The sequence below is a fragment of the Streptococcus sp. 121 genome, from assembly GCF_016458205.1.
Lineage (GTDB): Bacteria > Bacillota > Bacilli > Lactobacillales > Streptococcaceae > Streptococcus.
Map to the genome: position 1 here is coordinate 1 of NZ_JAEMED010000085.1, position 782 is coordinate 782.

Genomic DNA, 782 nt, shown 5'->3' on the forward strand with positions numbered 1-782 from the left:
AAGGGAATTTTTCGACTTTTTCCAAGCGTTTAATTGCTATTGATGGAAAGACTATAAAAGGAAATGCCAGTGCCAAGCAAAATCCTCTTCATATAGTGAGTGCTTATGCAACTGACTTGGGAGTTTGTTTTGGACAGGTGGCGACTAAAGAAAAATCTAATGAAATCACTGCCATCCCTGATTTATTAGATCACCTTTCAATTGAAGGGTGCATGATTACAATTGATGCTATTGGAACTCAAAAGGAAATAGCTAAAAAAATAATCAAACAGGGTGGTGATTTCTGTCTACCTGTCAAAGAAAATCAAAAAGGATTATTGGAAGATATTGTTGCTTGCTTTTCCTATGACCAAGAGTCTGTAGTAGATTATTATGAAACTATTGAAAAAGCTCATGGTCAAATCGAAACACGAAAGTATGAAGTTGTCTACGACACTTCTTGGTTCCGAAAAGACCATCCAGATTGGCCTCATGTTCAATGTTTGGGAAAGGCTATTTGTATTATTGAGAAGGATGATAAGGTAACGCGTATCGAGCGCTATTTTATCTTGAGTACGAAGGTATTAGCTGACGAACTAGCCAGCTATGTTCGGGGCCACTGGAAAATCGAGAGTATGCACTGGCTATTGGATGTTGTTTTCCGTGAAGACGCTAATAAAACTTTAACCCAAATTATTCATACCTAACTTAAAAACCTTCCAGAAACCGTATTGATTACAGGGTTTCTGGAAGGTTCTGCTTTTCACCCATTGGGTGAAACGTTCGACTAGACAAAAAAGGAT

1 pseudogene is annotated in these 782 nt (G+C 37.9%); it reads left to right on the top strand.

What is annotated here, in order from left to right:
• A pseudogene (locus JEQ21_RS09820) lies at positions 1–671 on the top strand (ISAs1 family transposase); the annotation flags it as partial.
• Positions 672–782 lie beyond the last annotated feature (111 nt).